This window comes from Brevibacterium zhoupengii, assembly GCF_021117425.1.
Classification (GTDB): Bacteria; Actinomycetota; Actinomycetes; order Actinomycetales; family Brevibacteriaceae; genus Brevibacterium; species Brevibacterium zhoupengii.
In genome coordinates this window covers 342,791-358,221 of sequence record NZ_CP088298.1, presented here as the reverse complement: position 1 = coordinate 358,221, position 15,431 = coordinate 342,791, and the positions used below count along the sequence as shown (strand labels likewise).

The 15,431-nt window shown below is 64.5% G+C and carries 16 protein-coding genes; 8 read left to right on the top strand and 8 right to left on the bottom strand.

Translation table 11 applies throughout. The features are described 5' to 3' along the window. Positions 1-3: 3 nt before the first annotated feature. The 4 genes from LQ788_RS01625 to LQ788_RS01610 form a co-directional block, all read right to left on the bottom strand. Positions 4-1,038, bottom strand: a complete 1,035-nt coding sequence (locus tag LQ788_RS01625) for a helix-turn-helix domain-containing protein (protein ID WP_092104694.1) — start codon at positions 1,036-1,038, stop codon at positions 4-6. 60 nt (positions 1,039-1,098) lie between these two features. After that, complete coding sequence (locus tag LQ788_RS01620; RefSeq protein ID WP_009882178.1) at positions 1,099-2,280, bottom strand: serine hydrolase domain-containing protein; 1,182 nt, start codon at positions 2,278-2,280, stop codon at positions 1,099-1,101. Between the two features lie 15 nt (positions 2,281-2,295). Continuing rightward, a complete protein-coding gene (locus tag LQ788_RS01615) occupies positions 2,296-3,255 on the bottom strand; it encodes an alpha/beta hydrolase fold domain-containing protein (RefSeq protein ID WP_009882177.1) in 960 nt (319 codons plus the stop codon). 103 nt (positions 3,256-3,358) lie between these two features. Then, on the bottom strand, positions 3,359-4,669 hold the full coding sequence (locus LQ788_RS01610; RefSeq protein ID WP_231444634.1) for an Nramp family divalent metal transporter: 1,311 nt from the start codon (positions 4,667-4,669) through the stop codon (positions 3,359-3,361). A 223-nt stretch (positions 4,670-4,892) separates the two neighbouring features. Between LQ788_RS01610 and arr the strand changes: the two genes are divergently transcribed. The 7 genes from arr (at position 4,893) to LQ788_RS01575 (ending at position 11,086) form a co-directional block, all read left to right on the top strand. Next, positions 4,893-5,303 carry an NAD(+)--rifampin ADP-ribosyltransferase gene (gene arr / locus LQ788_RS01605; RefSeq protein WP_231444632.1) on the top strand — a complete coding sequence of 137 codons (411 nt, stop codon included), beginning with the start codon at positions 4,893-4,895 and terminating at the stop codon, positions 5,301-5,303. Positions 5,304-5,376: 73 nt separating this feature from the next. Next, the gene (locus LQ788_RS01600; RefSeq protein ID WP_231444631.1) at positions 5,377-5,736 is read left to right on the top strand and encodes an ArsR/SmtB family transcription factor; all 360 of its coding nucleotides are present in this window, start codon (positions 5,377-5,379) and stop codon (positions 5,734-5,736) included. Then, on the top strand, positions 5,733-6,197 hold the full coding sequence (locus LQ788_RS01595; protein ID WP_231444629.1) for an SRPBCC family protein: 465 nt from the start codon (positions 5,733-5,735) through the stop codon (positions 6,195-6,197). Before LQ788_RS01600 ends, LQ788_RS01595 begins: the two co-directional genes overlap by 4 nt. Before the next feature lie 101 nt (positions 6,198-6,298). Beyond that, positions 6,299-7,519, top strand: a complete 1,221-nt coding sequence (locus LQ788_RS01590) for an MFS transporter (RefSeq protein WP_231444627.1) — start codon at positions 6,299-6,301, stop codon at positions 7,517-7,519. After that, positions 7,506-8,267: a MerR family transcriptional regulator gene (locus LQ788_RS01585; RefSeq protein WP_231444625.1), complete on the top strand. Its 762-nt coding sequence runs from the start codon at positions 7,506-7,508 to the stop codon at positions 8,265-8,267. Before LQ788_RS01590 ends, LQ788_RS01585 begins: the two co-directional genes overlap by 14 nt. Positions 8,268-8,498: 231 nt before the next feature. Beyond that, on the top strand, positions 8,499-9,200 hold the full coding sequence (locus tag LQ788_RS01580) for a DUF3159 domain-containing protein (protein ID WP_231444623.1): 702 nt from the start codon (positions 8,499-8,501) through the stop codon (positions 9,198-9,200). After that, a complete protein-coding gene (locus LQ788_RS01575) occupies positions 9,200-11,086 on the top strand; it encodes a S9 family peptidase (protein ID WP_231444621.1) in 1,887 nt (628 codons plus the stop codon). Before LQ788_RS01580 ends, LQ788_RS01575 begins: the two co-directional genes overlap by 1 nt. Positions 11,087-11,095: 9 nt before the next feature. Here the strand turns inward: LQ788_RS01575 and LQ788_RS01570 are convergent, their stop codons facing one another. Continuing rightward, positions 11,096-11,797, bottom strand: a complete 702-nt coding sequence (locus LQ788_RS01570) for a MerR family transcriptional regulator (protein ID WP_231444620.1) — start codon at positions 11,795-11,797, stop codon at positions 11,096-11,098. A gap of 596 nt (positions 11,798-12,393) precedes the next feature. Between LQ788_RS01570 and LQ788_RS01565 the strand changes: the two genes are divergently transcribed. Continuing rightward, positions 12,394-13,515, top strand: a complete 1,122-nt coding sequence (locus LQ788_RS01565; RefSeq protein ID WP_231444618.1) for an MFS transporter — start codon at positions 12,394-12,396, stop codon at positions 13,513-13,515. A gap of 25 nt (positions 13,516-13,540) precedes the next feature. Here LQ788_RS01565 and ltaE read toward each other — a convergent pair whose 3' ends face one another. The 3 genes from ltaE to LQ788_RS01550 are packed head-to-tail and all read right to left on the bottom strand — an operon-like array spanning position 13,541 to position 15,428. Continuing rightward, the gene (ltaE, locus tag LQ788_RS01560; RefSeq protein WP_231444615.1) at positions 13,541-14,569 is read right to left on the bottom strand and encodes a low-specificity L-threonine aldolase; all 1,029 of its coding nucleotides are present in this window, start codon (positions 14,567-14,569) and stop codon (positions 13,541-13,543) included. Positions 14,570-14,573: 4 nt separating this feature from the next. Beyond that, positions 14,574-15,056: a carboxymuconolactone decarboxylase family protein gene (locus LQ788_RS01555; RefSeq protein WP_231444613.1), complete on the bottom strand. Its 483-nt coding sequence runs from the start codon at positions 15,054-15,056 to the stop codon at positions 14,574-14,576. A gap of 3 nt (positions 15,057-15,059) precedes the next feature. Beyond that, positions 15,060-15,428 carry a GNAT family N-acetyltransferase gene (locus tag LQ788_RS01550; RefSeq protein WP_114384992.1) on the bottom strand — a complete coding sequence of 123 codons (369 nt, stop codon included), beginning with the start codon at positions 15,426-15,428 and terminating at the stop codon, positions 15,060-15,062. Positions 15,429-15,431: the final 3 nt, after the last annotated feature.

Sequence of the window (15,431 nt, the reverse complement as noted above, 5' to 3'; positions counted from 1 at the left end):
CCTTCAGCCCACAGGCCCGGGAAGTTCGAGGACGTGGGAGTTGCGCAGCCGCCACCTGAGCACGCTGATGCCCAACCGGGTTCTGTTGTACCCGGTGAGCGGGTCGTAGCCGAGGCAGCGAGCGAGCTGCTCGACTCTGCCCTGCACGGTGCTGTGATGGAGACCGAGGTCTCTGGCCGCCTGCCTGATCGTCGGTGCCTCGAGGACAACACGCACCGTCGACTCCGCCCAGGGTGCTTCCATGATCTCGTCGATGCGGGCGGCATCGGGGTCGACAGCGTCGGGCGATTCGGCGAGCAGTTCGACGAGGCCGCCGAAGTTCTCCGCGCGCACGAGGCCCTCCTCGGGAGGACGGCTGAGACGCAGTGCCACCACGGCGGCGCGCAGCGAACGGGGCAGGTCGCCGATCAAGCCGACGGGGCCAAGGCCAGCCGGTGTCACGGCGATGTTCTCAGCTTGGTCAGCGACGATGAGGACCTGCAGGGCGCCGTACTCGCTGGCGACGACATCGGTGGGACCGGCGGGACGTCTGTCGAAGACGGCAAACAACGGAGCGACGAGCACCCGGTACCCGTGTCCGGCCACGAGTCCGAGCCGAACCGCCGCGGCAACCCGCTCCTCGGTGGGCGCGGTGGTGTCCAATGCGAGCGCCACGTCCCGCGGAGTCTCCAGCTGCTGTCGTTCGAATCCGAACCTCACCCCGATGGCCAGGCCGAACCGTTCGAGGATGAGGTCGTCGTTCGGCAGGGCTTGCCCCTCTCTCTCGAGCCAGACCTCGGAGGCATCCGGCAGGACCAGTGCGCTCACCTCGGCGGGGCGGGCACCCGCGCCCGGGCTCCCTGACGGATCGATGCGCAGCTGTCTGCTCCTGTCGCCGTTGCGAAACCCTGCCGGGCAGCCGGCAAGGGCCGCGGCGGCCGCGGCGAGGGCACGGGAATTGACCTCGCCGACCATAAGTTCGTCGAAGCAGGCGATGACGCGCAGGCCAAGACTCGCCTGGGGGTCCAGGTTGGCTATGCGACCCAACAGTTCCTGCACGTCATCGCCTCCTTGCGGGTGTTCGTCTCATCGCGGAGTCGATTCGCACCGCGATGCGAATCAGCCCTTCAGAGCATCGTAGACCGCTGTCTCCATCTCGAGGTAGCCCCCGACCGATGCCGGGTCCGCGAAGGGGAAGATCTGCGTCGCCCAGTAGCCGCCGATGTTGTTCTCCCGATCGATCCAGTAGAAGAGGTTGGCAAGTCCCGCCCAGGCTACGGCTCCTGCCGGACGCCCGGTCGGCGCGTCCTCCTCGTTGATCATGAACGTGTACCCCCACGACTTCGGCATGCCGGGGAAGAACTCCGCATCGTTGGACAGACTCGGGATGACACCGGGCAGCATCTTCACCTTGAGATCGCCGAGGTGGTTCTTGGTGGCCAGGTCCACCGTTTCGGGGCGTAGAACGACGGTGCCATCGTCTGCCTGACCATCATTGAGCCACATCCTGATGAACGTGAGGTAGTCGTCGACGGTCGAGAAGAGGCCGTGACCTCCCATCTCCACCTCCGGCTCGGGCAGCATGAAGTCGGTGGCGGCCAGCTGACCGTCGGTGCGCTGGTGCATCGTCGCCTGCCGCTGCCGCATCGACGCCGATGTCCGGAAGCTGCTGTCCTTCATCCCCAGCGGGTCGAGGACCCGAGTCTGCATCGCCTGACCCAGGGTGGTTCCGGTGATGCCTTCGATGACCTGACCGACCCAGTCCATGTTCGATCCGTACTCCCATTGGGTGCCTGGGTCGAAGAGCAGCGGCGTCTGCAGGGCCTGCTTGGTGCTGCTGACGATGCTCGGCTGGCCCTGCTCACGGGCAAGGCGCTCATACTTCTCGTTGAAGAAGTCGTAGCCGAATCCCGCCGTGTGCAGCAGCAGCTGCTTGGTCGTCGGTTCGCTTGCCGGAGCCCGCAGAATCGGGGAGCCATCGACGTCGAAGCCCTCGATGACCTGCACATCGGCCAGGCCGGGGGCATATTCGCGGGCCGGTGCGTCGAGGTCGAGGTCGCCCGACTCCACCAGCTGCAGAGCCACCGTGCCGGTCAGCGCCTTAGTCGTGGAGAAGATCATGAACACCGAATCGGTGGTCATCGGCTGCGGATCGTTAAGCGAGCGGACTCCTGCGGAGGTGAGACTGATCGTCTCCTTGTCGGTGGTGACTCCGGCGACGACGCCGGGGACCCCGCCGCTCTCGACCTTCTCTGAGGCCACACGAGCAACGGCATCATTGACAGCTCGGTTCTGGGACATGGTTGTGCCTTTCGGTCAGTCGGCCAGGACCTTCTCGATCCAGGCCATTCGGGTACTGATCATTCCTTGCGCAAGGTGTGTATGGGCGGCGAAGATGTCGAAGGCGTGGAAGCCTCCGGGCCAGACGTGCAGCTCCGCCTCACTGCCGTCGTTCCACAGCGCCGAGGCGTAGGCAACGGCTTCGTCGCGGAAGATCTCTGCCGAACCGACGTCAATGTAGGCCGGCGGCAGGTCGGAGAGATCGTGGGCGCGTGATGGCGCGATGTAGGGCAAGACGGCTTCTGTGCGATAGTCATCGCCGAGCATCGCCTGCCAGCCGGTCTCGTTGCTCACCCGGTCCCAGACACCGATGCCGTCGAATTGGTTGGTCGAGGCGGTGATCCCGCGATCATCGAGCATCGGGTAGATGAGCAGCTGACCGCGCAGCTTCGGACCCCCGCGGTCGCGGGCGGCGAGCGCCATCCCTGCGGCCAGTCCCCCACCGGCACTGGCGCCGGCGACGATGAGTCGGTCGAGGTCGACCCCGAGACGCTCGGCATTCTCAGCCGTCCACTCCAGGCTGGCGTACATGTCCTCACGGGCGTAGGGATCCTGGAATTCGGGGGCGAGGCGGTATTCGGGACTGATGAGGATGGCCCCGATGCGCTCGACCCAGTCGAGGTTGAGTCCGAGTGCGCTGAAGCGGTCACCGAACATCAGTCCACCGGAATGGGCGTAGACGATCGTGGGGCGGCGCCCCGTGTCACCCGCGCGCCTGAAGACCGACACGGTGATCGCCTCGCCATGGTGTCCGATCACCTGATGTTCTGAATGTTCGACACTGCGCCCCTTGAGAGTCTCCGCGAGAGGCTCGGACGCATAGGAGATGCGCATGAAATCGATGAGAGACGGGGTGATGGTCGGCGGGAAGACCCCACCGACGACGGACAGACTCGCGGCAAGTTCCGCGTCGAATCGTGACCGTCGTCGTGTCATGTCTCTAAGTATGCAGACTCCGACTCGGTGCCGCTACCGCCACGACAACGCGATTACCGATCCTTCACCCGCCAATTGTCGGGTTGGGTTTCCCAGCCTCGCCTCAGCCCAGTAGCCCCATCACCGACTCCTTGACCTGGAGGACGGCGAGGAAGCCGAACAGCAGGAAGCAGATCGTCAGCAGCACATTCGACACCTCCTTGTTCCGCAGCGCCGCCGGCACCGATGAACGGTTGAGGATGACCAACAACGCGGCGGCGAGCACGGGCAGGATGAATGCGCTGATCGCGGCGTAGACGAGGACGAGGGTCACCGGTTTGCCCAGCCCCATGATCACCAGTGTCGCGATGCTGAGGTAGACGATAGCCCCGCGGAACTCGACGGACTTCGCCGACATGTCGAACTCGGACTCGTCCTGATGCGGGTACCGTCGCAGCACTCGGATGCAGTCGGCGGTGACGTAGGCGATGCCCGAGAATCCGCCGAGCACGCTCGTGTAGACGACGGCGAGGAAGCTGATGAGGAAGACGATCCGGCCCGGCTCGCCGATGCGTGAGACCAGGCTGTCGGCGATGGCGAACAGCGAGTCGTTATCTGCGATCGTGAAGCCCTGGCCGTAGAGGATGAAGGCCCCAACCGCGCTCATGCCCACGGCGAAGACAAACACCAGTGCGTAGCTGATGAACAGGTCGATGCGTACGACGGGCTTCCATTCGGCATCGCGCCAGGATTTCTCGCGGATCCAGAATGAGTAGGCCAAGATTCCGGTGGCCCCACCGACTCCGCCGATGAGCGACATCACGGTGATGATCGACCCGTTCGGGAAGGTCGGGGTAATGGTCTCGACGGCCACGGCCTGCGCCTCCTGGCCCTGGAACACGGAGATCGCGAGGGCGAGGATGCCGAAGAACATGATGACGCCGAAGCCGATCATGGCCTTCTCCACCAGCCCGTAGCGTCCGATGCCGACGAGGATCGCAGCGGAGAGGAGGACGACGATGGCGGTCGGCCAGAACGGCAGGATAGGGAAGAGCGCCTGCAGAATGTTCGTCGTCACCGCGATGACCCCGGCGCCGAAGAAGAGGCCGACGAGGAGTTCGGCGATGAGGAACAGCGTCGGGAAGAGTCGACCGCCGAATGAGGTCAAGTGGGACAGCAACGAGCGGTCACCGCTCATCTGCAGCCGCGAGACCGCCTCAGAGAGGACGAACTTGAGGATGATGCCGACGGTGAAGACCCAGATGAGTGCGAGCCCGTACTCGGCCCCGGAGTTCATCGTCGTGATCATGTCCGAGGCTCCGACGCTGGCCAGGGCCAGGACGATGCCCGGTCCGATCAGCCGCAGTCGTCCGGTCAATGTTGCCGGCGCCGAGGTGGTGGCGCCCTTCGTCTGCGGTGTGCTCTCTGCGGACATAGGCGGGGTGGGGCTCCTTCACGAGTGTTCGTCGACGACGGCACTGGCGTCGTTCGCACGGACGTCGTTCGCTCAGGTGAGTATGGCCGATTTGTGAGATTCCCACGGTCTGGTCTCAGTACCCGGAAAGCCACCCTGCGGCAATGTCGGAGAGGCCTGCTTGAGTCCATTCTATCGTTTGGGCCTGGGCTCCATTGGCAGATTCCGTCTGTATATTCGACGCATGACTGACGCACTCGACAATGGACCGTTCTTCCATGGCACCAAGGCGCAGCTGGAGGTCGGTGATCTTCTGACAGCGGGGTTCAATTCGAACTACCACCCCGAGGTCGTCATGAACCACATCTATTTCACTGCCCTGCCCGATGGCGCCGGCCTCGCCGCGGAGCTCGTCGCACTCAACGGAACCCCTAATGTCTACGAGGTCGAGCCGACCGGTGATTTTGAGAACGACCCCAATGTCACCGACAAGAAGTTCCCTGGAAACCCCACCCGCTCCTACCGAAGCACCTCACCCCTGCGGATTCTTCGCGAGGTCACCGACTGGAAGCGCCTGACCCGAGAGGAACTCCAGACCTGGCGCAACAACCTTGCCAAGCTTGCCCAGGACAAGACTGCCGAGATCATCAACTGAATTCTTCCGTACAAATCTCGAACTCACCACGGCGATCTTGACATGTAGGTTTTTTCCTACCTATTGTGGTGGCATGCCCAGACGCAACAAGAGCGGACCACTCGACGACGTGTTCGCGGCACTCGCTAACCCCACTCGCCGCGACATCCTCGACGCCCTCCTTGACGGCGAGCACACCGCCGGCGAGATCGCCGAGAAGTTCGACATGGCCCGACCCAGCGTCTCCGAGCACCTGCGCGCACTGCGGGAATCGGCTCTCGTCGAGGAACGACAGGAGGGGCGCTTCCGCGTCTACAGAGTCACCGGCGAGCCGATGGCTCAGCTCATCGATTGGCTCAATCCCTACGAACGATTCTGGCGCGGTCGCCTGACCGCGCTCGGCGGAGTTCTCGACACCATGGACGACCAACCCGAAAGAGATGACGACGAATGACTGACACCGGCGACCTCACCCGCATTGAAGTAGAACAGTATTTCCCACATCCGCCAGGCAAGGTCTGGCGTGCCCTGACGACGCCTGAGCTCATGGAGCAGTGGCTCATGCCCAACGACTTCGAACCCGTTGTGGGCCACAGGTTCAATTTCCAGGGGCAGCCGATTGAGCAGACCGGATTCTCCGGTGTCGTCGCCTGCGAGGTCCTCGAGCTCGTGCCCGAGGAGCGCCTGCAGATCAGCTGGGCCGATGCCAACCCGCCGGAGTCTACGACCTCGCCTGCCGACTGGACCATCACCTGGACGCTGCAGGCCGAGGGGAAGGGCACCCGCCTGTTCCTCGAACACGCAGGCTTCGACCCAGATGACGCGACCCAGCAGATGTCTCGGAAATTCATGGGTGGCGGCTGGCGCAGCCACGTCCTACGTCGCTTCGGCGAAATACTCGACGAAGCTGCCTGACCGGTGCGGTCCCGGGCACCGCCCGAACGTATTCGGACCTCTCAAATCCTCTAAGTTGTCGTGCTTGACCCCGACGTAAGGTCATAGTTTTCACTGAACCTATGCCCCTCGTCGCACTTGCCTATTACGCCTCCCACCTGCTGAGCCTGCTCGGCAACGGCATCGCCTCCGTGGCGCTGCCGCTGATCGTCCTGCAGATCACGGGCAGCCCACTGGGCATGTCCGCCCTGGCCACCGCGACCGCGATCCCCTCCGTCGCGGTCGGCCTCCTCAGCGGCGTCATCATCGACCGGATCAACAGGCGCACGGCCTCGGTGGTCTCAGACGTGATCTCCGCCGCGGCGATCGCGGCGCTGCCGCTCGTGAACTTGCTGTGGGGGCTCGACCTGACCTGGTTCATCGTGCTCGGCATTCTGGGAGCCTTCGGCGATGTTCCGGGCATGACGGCCCGTGAAGTGCTCGCTCCCATGGTGGCCCGGCACACCGGCCTGGATCTGCAGCGCGTGGTGGGCATGCGCCAGACTCTGACCTCGGTCGCCCTAGTGATCGGTCCCGCTGCCGCCGGCGTTCTCCTGGCCGCTTTCGACCCCATGGCCGTCCTGTGGATCACCGCAGTGACATCTGCCCTCGCAGCGGTGCTGACCCGAATGCTGCCTCGCCGCCTCGGGGAGGTCGACTCCTCACTCATCTCGCGTCAGCCCCTGATGCGGGGACTCCTCGATGGCCTGCTGGTCGTGGGAAGGAGCCGATTCCTGTTGGGCACCACGATCCTGGTCCTGGGTCTTGCAGTTGCCCTGGGCGGACTGCAAGGGCTGGTGATGCCGGTGTACTTCGACCTGATCTCCCGCCCCGGGCTGTTGGGCCTCGTCCTCACCGCTCTCGCAGCCGGGATGCTGGTCGGAGCTGGAGTCTACAGCGCCGTCGGGACCAGGCTGTCATCGCGGATCTGGCTGTCATCGGGCATCCTCGTCACCACCGTGGGATTCGCGCTGATGGCCTCGCTGCACTCCCCCACAATCGTGTTCGCCGGAGCGGCGACCCTGGGGCTCGGCAATGCCGTGGTCGGTGCGGTCACCGGAGTCCTGCAGGTCCAGCACACCCCTGATAATCTTCTTGGACGGGTGCTCAGCGTCAAGACGGCCTTGCTGACTGTTGCTGCGCCGGCGGGAATCGCGCTGGCAGGTGTGCTCGCCGAACTCGGCTCGCCGCTGCTGGCCGGAGCCGGCGTCACCGGCGTGTGGATTATCGTCCTCCTGGCCGTGATCGGTTCGCGTGCCCTGCGCGATCTGGACCCGAAGGAGGAGTCCGATGCTCAGCAGTGAACTCGCCGACCTGGCCGGCGTCACCGTGCGCACGCTGCGCCACTACCATCAAATCGGATTGCTGGCCGAGCCGCCGCGAACATCCGGGGACTACCGGCAGTACGACGTCGGCCACCTCGTGCGCGTTCTGCGGATTACGCGACTGACGGCCCTAGGCATCCCGCTGTCTGCGCTCCCCGAAGTGCTGGACGACCCCACGGCAGCCGAGGAGCTGCTCGACCAGCTCGATCACCAGGCTGCGGCCGAGATCGAACGGCTCAGCGCCCGCCGCGCCAACATCGACGTGCTGCGCAGAACCGGCGCCCCGCTCGACCTGCCGCTGGAGCTCTCGGCCGCGCACGCCGAGCCGACTCAGGGCGTTCCCGATCACATGGCCCGGTTCGAGCGAGAGCAGCTCGTCCTTGTCGCGCATCTGCTCGGAGAGGATGGGGCGGCGGGCCTGGCCGCCTTGCTCGATGTCCCGGATGACTCCAGAACGGCCTTGACCACTCTGACGAAGCGCTTCTACGCCCTCGATGCCGACACTTCGGACCGCGAGGTCGAGGCACTGATCGAGGACTGGGTTGAGCAGATCCGACCACTCGTCGAGACTGCCGAAGTCATATCGTCCCTCGATCCCCTCGGCGCCGAATTACTCGACCAATTGGGCGCCCGCAACCTCAGCCCGATGCAGCACCGGGCGATGCACATGCTCCAACAACGTCTTGAAACGGATCAGCCGCGCGCACAGCGGCGGCCGCATCCCTAGAGGTCAAAGCTGGAGTTCACGCCACAGGAGAGGTCAAACTGACTCACCTTTCCGTGCGGCTTCCCCTGTCTAGGCGAGCAAGACGCCTCCGGCAGTCTCATACACCGATCGCGGCGGCATTACTATGATTTACCTCACATTTGACCTCTTAGGGGTGGAGTGTGCCGCTCCGGCACAGTGTGTACTCCTTGTTGAAAGCAGTCCTCGACGACATTGCGAAGGAGGCGCACGATGAGTACCGACAAGACAGAAAGCACCACCACTCAGCAGGTGATCGAGCAGATGGGTGGAGCCTGGGGGCTCCTCTTCTCGACGATCCCCGTCATCGCCTTGGTGGTGGCTCAGCTCTTCTTACCCCTGATGCCCACGCTTGCCGTGGCGATCGGAGTGGGAGGCGTACTGTTCATCGTCCGACTGCTGCAGGGAGAGAAGGCAGCCTCGGCGATCGGCAGTCTGCTCGGCGTGGGAGTGGCCGCCGGCCTCGTGGTCTGGACCGGTTCGGTCCGGGACTTCTTCGTCATCGGCATCTGGTTCGCCCTTGCTATCTTCATCCCCACCGCGATCTCCGTCGCGGTCCAACGCCCCCTGACCGGCATCATCTGGAACGCCGTACACGGAGGCACCCACGCCTGGAGGGAGGACCGCCCCACTCTGCACGCGCACCTCATAGCCACCTCGGCCATCGCAGTAGTTCACGCCGCCAAGTTCGTCGTGCAGCAGTGGATGTACGTCTCGGGCAATATCACCGGCCTGGGGGTCGCGGATGTCGTGATGGGCGCACCGCTAACTATCGCACTCGCCCTCGTCGTGATCTGGGCGTTCCGCCACAGCACGAAGCGGCTCCGCGCCGCCGAATCGCGTTACGACGAGACCGCTGCTGGCCACAGATCGGACGATGCCGCCGCCGACCAGTTCGAAGAGAAGGACCTCTGATGTCAACCAACCCGACCAACCCGACCATCACCATCGAAGACTTCCTGCGACCGCCGGAGCGCTCGGGGATCACGATCTCCCCGGACGGCACCCGGTTGGCGTACCTGTCAATGTGGCACGAGCGGCTCAACATCTGGGTCGAGGAGATCGATGCCGACACGGCGCCCCGATGTGTCACCGCCGACGATGCTCGCTCCATCGTTCGGTATCTCTGGGCAGAAGACTCCCGCCACCTGCTCTATCAGCAGGACAGCGGGGGCGACGAGAATTGGCACGTCTTCCGCATCGACCTCGACGAGCCCGGAACCCCGGCGGTGGACCTCACTCCGTTCCCCGGTGCCACGGCCCAGAACCTCGAGCTCCGCCTGGACCGCCCCGGACACGCCACCCTGCAGCTGAATGCCGAGACCGCCACCGAGTTCGATCTCTACGACCTCGAGATCACCACCGGCACCCTGACCCGGCTCGCTCCCAGCCCCGGGGAGGGAAGCACCTGGATGCTCGTCGGCGATACGCTCCTGTGGAGGAGCATTCGGGCGGACGGCTCTTGGTGCCTCTGGCGAGGCCAGTCGCTCATCACCACCTTCGACGGGGATGCCTACCCGATGGACGTCTACCCTTTTGAGGCCACTCCCGATGGGACGGGCATATGGTTCGGCTCCTACCGCGGGACCGATCACCTGCATCCAGCTCGGCTTGACCTGAACACTGGGGAGGAGACGATCATCCATCACCATCCCCAAGCCGACCTGGACTCGCGGCCGCTGGTCTTCACGAACCTGCCGTCCCCGCTCATCCGCGACCGTCGCACCGGCGAGCTGCTCGGGGTGCGCTATCACGGGATGCGCATGCATACCCACCCGCTCGACCCGCATTTCGCGGAGGTCCTGGAGGCCGTGGGGACGCTGTGCGACGGGGACATCAGCACGATCACCAGCGATGTCGACCAGCGACGATGGGTGGTGTCGTTTCTGCACGACAACGATCCCCAGACCTGGCTCTACGATCACGAGACCGGTCGCAGCCGGCTCCTGGCACGAACATTGGAGCATCTGAACGCTGATCTGCTCGCCCCCGTCGAGAGCATCGAGATCAGAGCTCGAGATGGGCTGCGACTGCCCGCCTACCTCACGCTCCCTGTGAACGAGGAGCCGCGGGACCTGCCCCTGGTGCTGATGCCACACGGAGGACCCTGGACACGGGACTGGTGGGGCTATGACTCCACTGTCCAGCTTTGGGCGAACCGTGGATACGCCGTGCTGCAGCCCCAGTTCCGCGGCTCCGCCGGCTTCGGACGCACTCACATGGAGGCTGGCGTGGGTGAGTTCGCCGGACGCATGCACGATGACCTCATCGACGCCGTCGACTGGGCTATCGACCAAGGCTATGCGGACCGGGAGCGGATCGGGGTGTTCGGCGGATCCTACGGTGGCTATGCTGCTCTGGTGAGCCTCGCGTTCACCCCTGAACGCTTCGCTGCAGCGGTCGAATATGTGGGTGTCTCCGACCTCGTCGACTACATGCGATCCTTACCGGAATATGCGAGAGCAGGACTCGCGAACAACTGGTACCGGTACGTGGGCGACCCGTCGGTTCCGGAGCAGGCCGCCGACATGACGGCACGATCACCGATCACCCGGGTTGGTGACATCCGGGCCCCGCTGATGGTGGTGCAGGGCGCCAATGATGTACGAGTGAGACGGGAGAACTCCGACCGGATCGTCGCCGGTCTGCGGGAACGGGGCAACGACGTGGAGTACCTCGTGTTCCCCGACGAGGGGCACTTCATCATCAATCCGCAGAACGTACTGACCCTATTCCACGTGGCCGATTGGTTCTTCGCGCGCCACCTGGCGAGGGTACCCTCGACCGCGCCGGCCGGTTGAGTGACTCACTTATCCGGCGGACAGCAGCTCATGGCACCTGGCCAGCACTCGCAGCTGCGCCGGCGAATACAGTTCGACCAGGGCCTCGCCGATGCTCCGCGTCCCCAGCGTGCGCGAGGTGTCCTCGCCGAACCGAGGATCGCGCAGCTCGGGAGACGCGGCGAGACCGTCGCGGACCGCCTCTGTCATCCGCACTGCGACGTCCTCGCGTACCTCTGCCGAAGCATCTTCAGGCAGATTCTCGAAGTCGGCCACGACCTGGGCGTCAGGGATCGAGTCACCCATTTGCCGCCAGGCCTGGAGCGAGTCTTCGTCCAGCACCTGGGAGAGGACCGTGAGGAAGTCGCCGTCCGCGCTGCCCGTCGTCCCGCTGGACATCTCCCACGCCTCCGGCTCCTCGAGCAGTTGGGCGATCTTGCCTCTGACCACGACCAGCCGGTCGATCTCAGCGGTGGCCTCCGAGGCCAGGAGTTCCAAGGTCTCCCGGTAGCTGTCGGCAGACGGGTCCAAGGTGGGAATGTCGGCCAGCGGCACACCCAGGTCGACCAGCCGTCTGATGTGCATCAGCTGGATCAGATGCCGAACCCCGTAGTGCTTGTACCCGTTCGACGCACGGGGCGGCTCGGGCAGCAGACCCTGGTCGTGGTAATGCCGTACCGCTCGCAGGGACGTCCCCGCAAGCTCAGCGAGTTCCCGCGTGCTCCACGCCATCAGCCGCCTCTTCCTTCCGCTTCGGTCCCGTTCCACGTGCTCCAGGCAAACGCTACCAACCAACGCCAGGCTCCACGATAGAGAAAGCAAAAGCGCCTGGTGCAGCCACGTTCTGCGCCGCTTCGGTGAAATACTCGACGAGACTGCCTGACCACCACCACGCATGTGAAGTGACGAGGACCTGCCCTAGCGAGTTAGCATCGGGCCGCTCCCGGACCGAGGAGGCGACGAAGGCCCCTTCTCAATCGAGAAGAAGCCTTCGTTGCGACGGTTGCCGTCGCGTCAATCCGTAGTCAGATCAGGCGAGGCCGAGAGCCGCAAGGATGGAGTTGAGGATGTCAGGCAGGTTGAGGTTGATCATGATGTTCCCTTCGTTTTGACCCTTCACATTTATGAAGGCACCTTGATTTAATCAGTGATATTTCCCGAGGTCAAAGCCACTATTCTGTCCAATTGCGCATCTGATTTAACATACCCCTTGGTAACAAATAGCAGTCGAAAGCCACCCGTGCTTCGCCGTGTCCGGAGTACAGTGATCCATCGTGAGTGCTGCCGCTGTTCTACCTGGTCCGACGCGTCCCCCGTTTCCTGTCTCCGTGGCGGCGTTCGTCAGCAGCTTCGATCGTTTCGCCATCAGCCCTCTCGTCGTGCTCGTCGCCCACGACCTCGGCGCATCCCTTGCCCAGGCACTGACCATCGCCAGTGCCTACTTCTTGGCCTACGGCATCAGCCAGCCTGTCTGGGGAGTGCTCTCCGACCGCCTCGGGCGCATCCGACTGATGAAGGCAACACTTTTGGCTGCGGCCGCGGCGGGAGTGGTGGCGACATTCGCCCCGAATCTGACTATCCTCGTCATTGCACGCGCCTTGTCAGGTGCGTTCTATGGGGCCGTCGTCCCGACCTCGATGACCTATGTCGGGGACACCGTCGCCGAGGCGCATCGGCAACCGGCTCTGACCGATCTCATGGCTGCGATCGCCGTCGGAACCGCCAGTGCCACAGCATTGGCCGGAGTCCTGGCGCACTTCGCCGATTGGAGAATCGTCTTCGCCATCCCCGCTGTCCTCGCGATCGTCTGCGCCTTCGGACTTCGCCGACTGCCGGAACCACCACGTGAGGAACAGGGCGGAGTCATCGCAACCATCCGAGCCGCGATTACCCACCGGTGGGTACTCATCGTCATCACCTTGGCGTTCGTCGAGGGCGCCGTGGTCCTCGGGGTGCTGACGCTGCTGGCACCGGCGCTGCAGTCGCAGGGCATCGGCGCGGCCGTCGCTGGCCTTGCCACCGCGGCCTATGGGGTCGGCGTCATCATCACCACCCGCATGGTCAAAGCCCTCAGTCGACGATTGAGCATGCCGCGGCTCATCGCCATCGGCGGTACCGCCACGGTGATCGCCTTCGGGCTTCTCACCATCCATCTGTCGACGCTGACGGTCATCATCGCCGCTCTTCTGCTGGGAACGACCTGGTCATTCCAGCATTCCTCGCTGCAGACCTGGGCCACCGCGGTCCTGCCGCAGGCACGCGGGACAGTGGTCGCACTGTTCGCCGGATTCCTCTTCGCCGGCAGCGCGTTGGGCACGGCGGTCGGAGGCACCCTCGGCGAGGACGATCGGTGGGCCCTGCTGTTCGCGATCACCGGCATCGTGGCGCTCGCGCTGACATTTGTGATCGTGTTCAGCCGTCGTATCTATGACGGTCCGAAGAAGAACTGAGTCGCGAACGCCCCGACCGCTGAGGTCACCGTCCGAAGAACTCCTTGCACGCCCGCCGTACACGCTCAATCGCCTCGTCGTCGATGTCGAGATGCGTGACCCAGCGCAGCTTCCCGTGTGCTCCGCCGGTGATGATGTCACGGTCGGCGAGGAATGCTGAGAAGGCGTCCATGTCGACTCCGTCCGGATACAGGAAGACCATGTTCGTGCGTGCCTCCCCTGCTCCCAGCTCGGGGAAGTCCGCGAAGATCTCGGCCAGTCGTTTCGCCCGGTCGTGGTCCTCGCGCATGCGGTCCACATTGTGCTCGAGCGCGTAGATTCCTGCCGCGGCGAGGACTCCGGTCTGGCGCATGCCGCCGCCCAGAGTCTTGCGGATTCGCTTGGCCCGGCCCACCAGTTCCTTCGTGCCCACGAGCAGCGCGCCCACAGGGGCGCCGAGGCCCTTCGACAGGCACAGCGAGACCGAGTCGAACCGGTCTGCGATCGCCGAGGCTTCAGTGCTGGTGGCCACTGCTGCGTTCATGACCCGTGCCCCGTCGAGGTGAGTCGACAGACCGTGGCTGCGCGCCAGTTCGGTCGCGTCCTCGATGTAGTCGGCCGGCAGGGGCAGTCCGTTGAAGGTGTTCTCCAGAGTCAGCAGCCGGGTGATCGGGTTGTGGAAGTGATCGGGTTTGATCGCCGAGGTGATTGCATCGAGATCGATGATCCCATCGGGTTCGTTGGGCAGCGGCTGCGGTTGGACCGATCCCAGTACTGCTGCTCCCCCGCCTTCGTCGCGGTACGCGTGGGCTGTCTGGCCGACGATGTATTCGTCACCGCGGCCGCAGTGAGCCATGATCCCGGCGAGGTTGGCCTGCGTGGCCGAGGGGAAGAAGAGGCCCGCCTCTTTGCCGAGAATTTCGGCAGTCATCGACTCGAGCCGATTGGTCGTCGGATCTTCGTCGTAGACGGCGTCGCCCACCTCGGCGTCGGCCATGGCTTTGCGCATTCGGGCACTGGGTGTGGTGACGGTATCGGAGCGGAAGTCGACTCTCGGGTTCCCTGCTTCGCTCATGTGCTCAGCTGTCCGCGGTGCGGGGGCGGGCGACCGGGTGGTTGCTGGCGATCGAAATGCGGTTGAAGGCGTTGATCAGCGTCACCGTCCATTCGACTGCCGAGATCTGTTCGGCGGAGAGGTACTCTCCGGCCTCGATGGCGATCTCATTGCGATCGGCCGCCTTGTCGAAGACGGTCAACGTCTCGGCCAAAAGCAGTGCGGCGCGTTCCTGACCATCGAAGATCTCAGCCTCACGCCAGGTCGGCAGCAGATCGAGTTTGAGCTCCTCGACTCCGGCTTTCCGGGCTGCTGGGGCGTGGATGCTCAGGCAGGTGCGGCATCCGTTGATCTGGGAGACCCTGACGTTGACCAGTTCGAGGAGTCCATCGCTGAGGCCCTCCGCGCGGGCGGCCTTTCGGGAGGCGGCCGCGGCTTGGATCATGGCCTTGTAGACCTCGGGGTGGACCTTGTCGATGTAGGGACGATTGACGTTGACTCCGGACAACTCTCAGGCCTCCCGCTTGACGAAATCGATGTCTGCTCCGGTGGCCCGGCGGAACTTTCCGCCTTCAGCCAGGTATTCGTCGCCGGCTTCGCTGAGCTTCCGTACGAACAGTGGGCACACCGGCACCACTGTCACGCCCTGCTCCCGGCTGGCTTTGAGCGACTGCGCTACCAGCACCTTCGAGAGTCCGCGTCCGCCGAACGCCTCGTCGACCTCGGTGTGGTGGAAGATCCGTTCCCCGTCGGGTGCAGTGAGGAAGAAGGCGCGGCCGGCATCCGTACCGGCGGCGTCCCGGATGACGTAGGCACCGCGGGCCTCGTCGAGTTCGACAGTGACGGTCTCGCCGGTTTTGTCAGTGAGTGCTTCGCTCATGGT

Coding starts and splice junctions, on each gene's coding strand:
- LQ788_RS01620 (WP_009882178.1), bottom strand. CDS start 2,280: ATGTCCCAGAACCGAGCTGTCAATGATGCCGTTGCTCGTGTGGCCTCA.
- LQ788_RS01615 (WP_009882177.1), bottom strand. CDS start 3,255: ATGACACGACGACGGTCACGATTCGACGCGGAACTTGCCGCGAGTCTG.
- LQ788_RS01610 (WP_231444634.1), bottom strand. CDS start 4,669: ATGTCCGCAGAGAGCACACCGCAGACGAAGGGCGCCACCACCTCGGCG.
- arr (WP_231444632.1), top strand. CDS start 4,893: ATGACTGACGCACTCGACAATGGACCGTTCTTCCATGGCACCAAGGCG.
- LQ788_RS01600 (WP_231444631.1), top strand. CDS start 5,377: ATGCCCAGACGCAACAAGAGCGGACCACTCGACGACGTGTTCGCGGCA.
- LQ788_RS01595 (WP_231444629.1), top strand. CDS start 5,733: ATGACTGACACCGGCGACCTCACCCGCATTGAAGTAGAACAGTATTTC.
- LQ788_RS01590 (WP_231444627.1), top strand. CDS start 6,299: ATGCCCCTCGTCGCACTTGCCTATTACGCCTCCCACCTGCTGAGCCTG.
- LQ788_RS01585 (WP_231444625.1), top strand. CDS start 7,506: ATGCTCAGCAGTGAACTCGCCGACCTGGCCGGCGTCACCGTGCGCACG.
- LQ788_RS01580 (WP_231444623.1), top strand. CDS start 8,499: ATGAGTACCGACAAGACAGAAAGCACCACCACTCAGCAGGTGATCGAG.
- LQ788_RS01575 (WP_231444621.1), top strand. CDS start 9,200: ATGTCAACCAACCCGACCAACCCGACCATCACCATCGAAGACTTCCTG.
- LQ788_RS01570 (WP_231444620.1), bottom strand. CDS start 11,797: ATGGCGTGGAGCACGCGGGAACTCGCTGAGCTTGCGGGGACGTCCCTG.
- ltaE (WP_231444615.1), bottom strand. CDS start 14,569: ATGAGCGAAGCAGGGAACCCGAGAGTCGACTTCCGCTCCGATACCGTC.
- LQ788_RS01550 (WP_114384992.1), bottom strand. CDS start 15,428: ATGAGCGAAGCACTCACTGACAAAACCGGCGAGACCGTCACTGTCGAA.